Origin of the sequence: Armatimonas sp., assembly GCF_031410135.1 — a bacterium.
Taxonomy (GTDB): Bacteria; Armatimonadota; Armatimonadia; order Armatimonadales; family Armatimonadaceae; genus Armatimonas.
Genome location: NZ_JANNYP010000751.1, coordinates 1 through 8,526, shown reverse-complemented (window position 1 = coordinate 8,526; position 8,526 = coordinate 1). Strand labels below are relative to the sequence as shown.

Sequence of the window (8,526 nt, the reverse complement as noted above, 5' to 3'; positions counted from 1 at the left end):
GGGAGCGATGGACATGGGAGCAATGAAGAAGCGCTTCGACACCATGATGAAGGGCTACAACCCACTTAACTTCGCCACTGTTCCAGAGAGCCCGATGAAAGAGCGTGCTATCAAGCCGGTCAAAGATGGTATGGCGGCGCTAGAGAAAAAGGCGAAGTAGCAGCCTCTCCCCAAGCCCCTCGTGCTTCAGACACGGGGGGCTTTTCGTTTTTTGTGTGTTTGCAGAGCGAAGCGTGCCGAGAGTCCCAGAATTAGCAGTGCTTGGACCACTTGCGCGAGCTGCTTGGGGGTTTCGGTGGCGAAGCTCATCTGATCCGCCCCGGCCCCGAGAGCGCCAAAGAGCAGTGCGGCAGGTAGAACTGCCCATGCCTGGCTTCCCGCCAGGAGCGCGACCCCAAGGCCATCGAAGCCGTAGCCGATTCCGTAGAAGTCCGCGGGGAAGCGGTGGAAGGGAACGACGCCCAGTACCACCACGGCCCCTGCAAGCCCCGCCAGCGCCCCGGAGAGCAGAAATGCCCGCAGTGTCACCACATCCACCCTTACCCCCGCTGCACGGGCCGCCTCGGGGGTCTGGCCTACGAGGCGCGTCTCGTAGCCCCAGACCGTGCGCGTCAGTGCCCAAGCGATGCTCCCCACGGCGATTAGTCCGAGGAGCAGGCCCGCGTGGACATCGTGACCTTCCAAGAGGCGCGGGAGTGTTGCGTGGACTTCTGTAGTCTGTGGTGCCTGACCCGAGGGATCTTTCAAGGGCACCGTCGCCAGCCAGCGCGTGAGGTTGCGGGCAACATAGTTCAGCAAGATCGCCGTAATCACCTCGTGTGCTCCGCGTTTTAGCTTCAGCCACGCCGGGAGCCAGGCCCAGCAAGCGCCGCCCAGAGCGCCACAGAGCAGCCCTAGTGGCACCGCTAGGACACTCGGCACCGAGGCCGCCACCACAGCTCCCAGCAGCCCTCCGATGGCCATCTGTCCCTCGGCCCCGATATTAAACAGCCCGACGGAAAGCCCGATCATCACCGCGATCCCTGTCAGCAAGAGTGGCGTCGCCTGCCCCAGCGTCTTCAGCAACGCATCCGGCGACCCCAAGCTCCCCTCCCAGAGCGCACGATATGCCTCGAAAGGACTCTGCCCGATCAGTGCAATCGCCATCCCGCCCAGTAGCAAAGCCGCCAGAAACGCGAAAATTGCTCTCATACGCTTGCTCCTGTCATCAGTGCCCCGATACGCTCTTCGGTAGCATCAATACGATCTACAACGCCGACGAGCTTTCCTTCCAAGAGTACCGCCACTCGATCCGCAAGTGCGAGGACTTCGCCTAAGTCCAGCGACTGCACCAAGACGGCTGCGCCATTGTCGGCGGCTTCTCGCAGGCGCTGGTGGACGAACTCGGTGGCGGCGAAGTCTAGGCCACGGGTGGGCTGGGAGGCAATGATAACGCTGGGATTTTTGGAGAGCTCCCGCGCCAGCACAAGCTTCTGCTGGTTGCCGCCCGAAAGTGAGCGCATCGGCGTGTGGGGCTGCTCGCCGCCGCGCACATCAAAGGCTGCGACGCGCTCCGCGAGAAACTCCCGAATCGCGGATTTTTTAATCAGACCGCCTGCCGTCATAAACACGGCTTCCCGGTGCCGCCCTAGCACAGCGTTCTCGGCGAGAGAAAAACTCTGTGCGACCGCGTGCCGGTGCCGATCTTCGGGGATGAAACCCAGCGTCTCTGGGCTCGTAATCGTGCCACTCTCCGGCTTCCGTAGCCCGACAATCGCCTCGATAAGCTCGGTCTGGCCGGAGCCATCCACGCCCGCAATGCCGACAATCTCACCCGGCGCAACGGTGAGCGAGAAGTCTTTGAGCCTGCCCACAGTGAGGCTCTGGAGGGTGAGGCCAGCGGCCATCTCTCCCCACGTTGCGGCCATCTCCCTAGGATGCTCGTTCCTCGCTCCGTCCCCTCTTCCCCCCATGTTCGCAAGCTCACGGGAAGAGGGGCTGGCAGATGTCTGTTGCTTAAGTTCCCGCCCCTCTTCCGGCGACGAAGGAGCGAATTCGGGAAGAGGGGAGGCGAGGGACGAGCCGGGGAGATGGCCGCAACGCGGGGGGAGACTCTCACTTCCCACCATGGCAGCCGCGAGCTCTGCGGGGTTGGTATGGCTAATCTCTTTGGTGAGAATATGCTTGCCGCGCCGCAAGACCGTGACTGAATCCGCGTTGGCCACCACTTCGTCCAGCTTGTGGGTAATAAAAACCACCGTCACACCTTGCGCAGAAAGGCGGCGTGTTGCGGCCCAGAGCTCACGGGCTTCCGGGGGAGCGAGAGTTGCCGTTGGCTCGTCGAGAATCAGGACGCGTGCCTTCCGGTAGAGTGCCTTGAGAATCTCCACCCGCTGCTGCGCCGCCACGGAGAGCTCGCTCACACGGGCTCGCGGGTCAATCGCAAGGCCATTTTCTTCCGCAAGCGACGTAAGCTGCGCATATGCCTCCGCCAGGTTCAGACGGGCTCCTGTGCGTGGCTCGTTGCCTAAAATAATATTTTCTGCGACGGTAAACGGGGCGATAAGGTCGAAGTGCTGCTGCACCATCCCAATCCCCGCCGCAATGGCGTTGCGGGGTGAGGTAAAGCGTGTGGGCTGGCCATTGAGCGTGAGCTGGCCTGAGTCGGGCGGGAGCAGGCCAAAGAGGACGCGCATTAGGGTGGACTTTCCCGCGCCATTCTCCCCGACAACAGCGACCCGCGCACCCGGTGGCAGGGAAAGTGAGACACTCTCCAGCGCAGTCACCGCGCCAAAGCGCACGGTGATATTGTCTAGCTGGATGTCAGGAGTCGTCACGCAGCAAGTATAGCATGGTAGGTCGCTAGGATCGTCTCCGCGTGCGTCTGCCAGGTGTAGGAAGGCGTGCTGTCGTAGCGAGCCGTTTCCAGGGCCGTTGCCAGTGCTTCAGGACTGTGAGGATCCGCAAAGCTTGCCGAGTCCCCGAGCACTTCGCGGAGTACAGCAATATCGGCAGCGACCACGGGACAGCTCTGAGCGAGCGCCTCCAAAGGCGGGTAGCCAAAGCCTTCATAGAGCGACGGAAAACAATACGCGCTTGCTTCGGCGTAGGCGGCGCGTAGCTCGGTGTCTGTCAGACGACCTAGTGGAAGCACATTGGAGGGGAGTATGAGGGTCTGGGAGCGGCCACTGGCGAACGTTTCTCCGATTAGCACTAATTTTTTTTCGGGAAGTTTTTTCATCGCCTCTAAAAGTGTCGGAAGGTTTTTATGCGGCTCGCTCGTCCCCACGGCCAAGACAAACGGCCCCGAGACGCGCTGGCGAAAATCCGCTCGCTCTGTCGCGCTGGCAGGAGTGCTCCAGAATGTGTCCATGCCAGGATAAGCGACCGTGAGTTTTTCAGAAAACAGACCTGGCACCAGCGCAAGAATCTCACTTTTTGTAAACTGCGACATCGGCAGAAGATGCGCCGCTTGCCGGATCGAGCGGGGCATCATCGCGCGTAGAAAGGCTCCGCGTAGAGGGGAAAAGCTCTGGGGCCAGCGCAGAACACGCAGGTCAGGGACGGTTAAGACACTGCGTGTGGGGAGGGAGAAGGGCAAGTAACCAAACGGGGAGTGGAAAAGATCGAAGCCCTGTTTTTGGTGCAGCCTCCGCAGAAACACCGACTCGCGCAGCAGGCGACCGAGGGGATGCCCAGCTCCGCCACCAGAGTGAGAAGGCAACTCAATGGGTTTCAGAGGCGTGGGAAGGCCAGACCAGCCGGGGGGGATCAGGCAGTGAATCTCGATATCCGAGTGCGTGGCGAGTGCCTGAAGGAGCCCTTTTAAGTAGCGCGTGATCCCTGTATTTTCTGCCAGGACAAAGGGACAATGAAGCAAAACACGCATCTCAGAATCCTATCATAAAAGTGGTGCTTGACTCTGGAAAGGCCTTGGCTTATAATTATGAGACATCTTAGGCCGTGTCGAAGGATAAACCATGCGAATTTCTCGTCGCAATAAACATACCCATGTCGGTGTAGCTGCCGCAATCGTGATGACATCCGGTATCGCTGCCGTGGCTGCGGACTGGCCCCAGCTTCGTGGAGACACGCAGCGAACGGGCGTTGCCGCTGAGGCAATCAAGCCGCCATTGGCAGTTCTATGGCGTTTCACTGGAGGCGCTCAGAGCAATAACTTGACCTCCCCCGTGATTGTAGGCAACACTGTCTACTACACGACCCGTGCTAGTGCTCAGCAGGGTGGGATTCTCTATGCGCTGGACACACGAACCGGAGCTAAGAAGCTCTCGTTCCCGAATGATCCGAATGGGTTGCCGGGTGGATCTTACTTCACCACAAGTGCAACCTATGATAAGGGGCGTCTTTATATAGGGTCTTCCAGTGGGACGCTCTATGTCTTGGATGCGACCACTCTCAAAGAAGTAGCGGGACCTTTTCAGCTCGGGCGGCGCATTGAGTCCGCGCCGGTCGTCGAGAACGGGACACTTTACTTTGGTGCTAACGACGGTACATTCTATGCGCTTGATGCCCAGACGGGTGAGAAGCGCTGGACCAAGATGGATGTCCGCAATCGGCGTACCGTTGGCTACTCCTACGCGGCGGGGGAAGGAATTAGCTCCGCTGCGCTTCTCGCGGGCGACATGATGCTCTTCCAGACCTCCGACAACCAGGTTCATGGGCTCAAGCAAGCCACGGGGAACTTCCGCTGGAAGACCCGTCTCCCCTATGCCTTCCTACCCAACGGGATGACATTTGCGGGGAGCAGTGTCTTTGTGGCGACCGGCCCTTCGCTCTACGCGATCTTGCCTGCCTCTGCCTCTGAGCGCTGGCACCGTAACTTGCCCAATGACATTCAGGCAGCTCCTGTTGTCTCGAATGGGATTGTCTATGTTGGCTGTAAAGATGCCAAGGGCGATGCGGGCCTTCTTTACGCGATTAAAGACAATGGTCGTGAGCAGTGGAAAACCCCTGTCGCACTTCCATTTAGCCCGATGGGAGCCCCTGTGGTGTCCGGCGAGGTGATCTATATCCCTGGCCAGCGTGGCACGGTTATGGGAGTTGATAAGAACGATGGTCAGGTGCTCTGGACCTACCGAATTCAGCCTGCGACGAATCGTGTCAATACCAATCCGGGCACCGAAACGGCGGTTGTATCTCCCCTCGCTCTGTCGGGCGGAACCCTCTACGCGCTCTCTGCGGATGGCTCTCTGACCGCATTTCGTGCCGATGCCCCCGATTCCAGCGGCCCTATCGTGAATGAGCTCTTTCCAAGAGCAGGAACTGCGCTCAATGGAAAGCCGCCCTTTGTCATCAGCGCAAAGATCATTGATGACGGCTCCGGCTTAAACCCGGCCACGATTACGGCTTCTCTGGATGGTAAAGACATCACAGCCGTCTATGACAGCAAGCAGAGCCGCATTCGCTACACAACGCAGTCCTCGGGCCGCCTTGTAGATCCACCGCTCGCGGATGGTCGTCATGAGGTCACAATCCGTGCCAAAGATTGGCGTGGCAATGAGACCGTGGAGACCTGGTCGTTTATTGTGGATAACAGTCTGCCCATTCGTCCTACTTCCACTGCTCCTAGCTCCACCCGTGGGGGTGGCGGTTCCGGAGGTGGTAAGGGGAGCCCTGGTGGCGCTGGTGGCGGAGGCTAGCCGCCGCCTCTGATTCTGGGCGGGCGAAGGCAGCAGTCTTCGCCCGCTTTGTTTTATCATGACCTATCTCACGGCAGAGACTGCTTCTTTTCTTGCTTGCCACCGTCTTGCGGAGGCAATGCTCCCGCCACCACGCCTACGGACTCTTCTAGAGGCATCTGGAGGCGATCCCGAGGCGGCTCTGGCATCTCACAAAGGACTTACCCCGCGCCAGATCGAGCGCTTGGAGCGTGCGGCAAGAGTTACTCCCAACCCACGCGCTTGGGAGCAGGCACAAGATTGGGGAGTGAAGGCCCTCGTGTGCACGAGCCCCGACTATCCCGCAGATCTGCGGCACTTCGATGACTCCCCGCCGATTCTTTTTGTGCGCGGGAGCTTGCCCACCGCGCCGGGGCTGGCGATTGTCGGCTCCCGTCGCGCCACGATTTACGGTAAAGGCCAGGCCGTGCGCTTTGCCCAGGCATTTGCTGAGGCAGGCTTCACCGTTATTTCGGGAGGGGCGGCGGGTGTGGATACGGCGGCGCACAGAGGCACTCTGGAGCTCGGAGGGGCCACGGTCGCTGTGGTGGCCTGTGGGCTAGACTATATCTACCCTGCGGAGAACCGACAGCTCTTTGAGCAGATTGTCGCGCAAGGGGGAGCGATTGTCAGTGAGTTTTCCGTGGGCACCAAGCCCGAGCCTTGGCGCTTTCCTGCTCGGAACCGAATTATTGCGGCACTCTCGCAAGTCACCGTGGTGATTGAGTCGCCGGAACAGTCAGGAGCGCTGATTACGGCACGCAACGCCGCTGAGTACGGGCGCGATGTTTGGGTCGTGCCGGGGCCGGTGGACACAGGGCGCTCACGGGGGGGCCATCGCCTTGTCCAAGACGGAGCCTCGCTTGCCGACAGCCCAGAGGATATACTAGAGGCGCTGGCGGTAATGCCTCGGGCGATAAACCTGACCTTGCCGCTGGAAGTCGAAGAGAGAGTGTCTGAGCAAAAGCCGCTTCCAGAGCTTCCGCCCGATGAGGCGGCGCTCCTGGCGCAGCTCTCTAGCATGGCAATCAGCTTGGACGATGCCGCAGAGGTAGCGGGCCTAGCGCCCGCTCAAGCACTGGTAGCGGCGACGATGCTGGAGATGAAGGGGTTGGTTCAGCGCCAGCCAGGCAATCAGTTTCGACGATCTTAGGAGGGAAATACAATGGCAGCAAGTAAGAAAAAACCGGCACTCTCGCCGGCAGCAGCAAAGATTTTGGAGCAGTACCGTAGCTCAGGGCAACCCAAGCCTGGCAACACAGCGGGAACATCGGGCGATGAGGGCAATGCAAGCAAGCCTACTCCCGCCGCGCCGCCTGCCGCCGCCCGGCTTCCCAAAGCCTCAGGCCGTGGGAAGTAGCGGAGGCTCCTAGTAGGGCCGGGTGACTTTCATCGTCACCTGGCTCGTTGTGCTGGCGGCATTGGGGTCGCCGAGTAAGAGAAAGAAGTCCGTGCCCCGGCGGGAGCGCTGCGAAAATGCCAGATAGAGATTCGTGCCGGTCTGGGCCCCGACATTGTCAGCATTGCCCGTTCCATTTTGTGAGAGCAGACGCGCGGAGATGGCACGTAGGGTATCAATTCGGTAGGTACCCGTGGCGATAACCTGCTGCGTCGTCACGCCCCCACGCTGCTGCTGGCTGTAGGATGTCCGAATCGAGAAGGGCTTACTCACGAGAAAACCCTGTGCAAGACTCAGGCTGCGGGTTGCCTGACCGCCTTGTGTGCCGCTACGGTAGCGCATCCCCCCCCCTTGGAAAAGAGTTCGCTGGTTCCAGGAGAAGCCCCCTCCTGCTAGACGGTCGCGGAAGTAGCGGCTGGCATCTTGCTGGCGACGGCCGTCGTCCAGGTTGATATCAAGACCAAAGCCATCGCGGGTATTGACTCCCATATCAAGAGAGATACTCTCGTTGAAAAAAGCGCCCGTGGTAAGTCGCTTATTGGAGCTATAGTCGCAGTCCACATCGTAGGAGAGCAGTCGGCCACGATCAAGCTGGTTACGGATTCCCATACTCGCGGACCAACCCTGCCGGTTGCGGTCCTGAACAAGGCCAAGATCGGTGATAAAGTCCTCGGAGAGATAGGAGTTTGAGAGGCGATAGCGCGGACGGCCTGGTGCTCCGCGGCTACTGAGAGTCAGATCACCTGCGCCTCCTTTTTGCACTCCTCCTTGCCAAGACTGGCTCCGGGCAAACGAGACACTATTGCGCTGTGAGCCATCCACCCAGCCGTAGGTTCCCGAAGCACGCATCACGCGGTTACTCAGCTTCCCCGCACGGTTGTCGCTGGCGGCATAGACACCGTACTCACTAAAAAGGCCAACGGCCTGACGGAGCGCTAGAGCCCCGCTCGTGCGGTCTGCTTCACCGATCTGCGACTGTGAACTGACAAGGCCAATGGAGGTTGGCCCCTCACGTCCCACGACTTTCAGGCCCTGGTCAAACTGTCCGATGCGCCGCGAGTAGAAAACCTCACTAGAGGGGAGAAACTCATTTCCTTCGGCGAAGAACGGGCGACGATCAGGGACTTGTTGCTCGTTGTAGGAGAAGTTCACATTGGCAACATCTTGTTCGACAGTCTGGAAGTCTGGATTAACCGCGAGAAGCCCCGTAACCGTGGTGCTAAAAGGGTACTTGACGTCTACACCTTGTCGTGCCCGCGCGCCGCTTGTCGAGGCTGTGGCGAGGCTGTAGGGGAGGATCACCGTGGGGGGGCGCTGGTCGGGCATAGGCTGCGCGAGCCGTAGCTCGGGTAGGAACTGTGCGCGGGAGAAAAACGACTGGCCTTCGGGGGGAAGAGCGGGCCAGATCATCTGGTTGCCCTCCCGGTTGAGCGAGCGAGCAAGCTGAAGCCCAAACGCCTTTGATTTGGC

Annotated in this window: 7 protein-coding genes; 3 read left to right on the top strand and 4 right to left on the bottom strand. The window is 60.1% G+C overall.

Annotated elements, in window-relative coordinates; genetic code table 11:
- Positions 1-186: 186 nt before the first annotated feature.
- The 3 genes from RMO15_RS27510 to RMO15_RS27500 are packed head-to-tail and all read right to left on the bottom strand — an operon-like array spanning position 187 to position 3,868.
- On the bottom strand, positions 187-1,191 hold the full coding sequence (locus tag RMO15_RS27510) for an ABC transporter permease (RefSeq protein WP_309720442.1): 1,005 nt from the start codon (positions 1,189-1,191) through the stop codon (positions 187-189).
- Positions 1,188-2,816 (bottom strand): ABC transporter ATP-binding protein, encoded by a 1,629-nt coding sequence (locus tag RMO15_RS27505; RefSeq protein WP_309720440.1) that lies wholly within the window; start codon positions 2,814-2,816, stop codon positions 1,188-1,190. The genes RMO15_RS27510 and RMO15_RS27505 overlap by 4 nt, the downstream gene beginning before the upstream one ends.
- The gene (locus tag RMO15_RS27500; protein WP_309720437.1) at positions 2,813-3,868 is read right to left on the bottom strand and encodes a glycosyltransferase family 1 protein; all 1,056 of its coding nucleotides are present in this window, start codon (positions 3,866-3,868) and stop codon (positions 2,813-2,815) included. Before RMO15_RS27500 ends, RMO15_RS27505 begins: the two co-directional genes overlap by 4 nt.
- A 91-nt stretch (positions 3,869-3,959) precedes the next feature.
- Here RMO15_RS27500 and RMO15_RS27495 point away from each other — a divergent pair, with 91 nt between their 5' ends.
- From RMO15_RS27495 to RMO15_RS27485, 3 genes are read left to right on the top strand one after another with little or no spacing between them, the layout of a single operon-like run.
- Positions 3,960-5,639: a PQQ-binding-like beta-propeller repeat protein gene (locus RMO15_RS27495; protein ID WP_309720433.1), complete on the top strand. Its 1,680-nt coding sequence runs from the start codon at positions 3,960-3,962 to the stop codon at positions 5,637-5,639.
- Between the two features lie 58 nt (positions 5,640-5,697).
- Positions 5,698-6,810, top strand: a complete 1,113-nt coding sequence (gene dprA, locus RMO15_RS27490; protein WP_309720430.1) for a DNA-processing protein DprA — start codon at positions 5,698-5,700, stop codon at positions 6,808-6,810.
- A gap of 12 nt (positions 6,811-6,822) precedes the next feature.
- Positions 6,823-7,017 carry a hypothetical protein gene (locus RMO15_RS27485; protein ID WP_309720427.1) on the top strand — a complete coding sequence of 65 codons (195 nt, stop codon included), beginning with the start codon at positions 6,823-6,825 and terminating at the stop codon, positions 7,015-7,017.
- Positions 7,018-7,026: 9 nt separating this feature from the next.
- On the opposite strand, the gene RMO15_RS27480 is transcribed toward RMO15_RS27485, so the two are convergent.
- The coding region (locus tag RMO15_RS27480) for a DUF5916 domain-containing protein (protein ID WP_309720424.1) at positions 7,027-8,526 on the bottom strand (1,500 nt) is incomplete at its 5' end.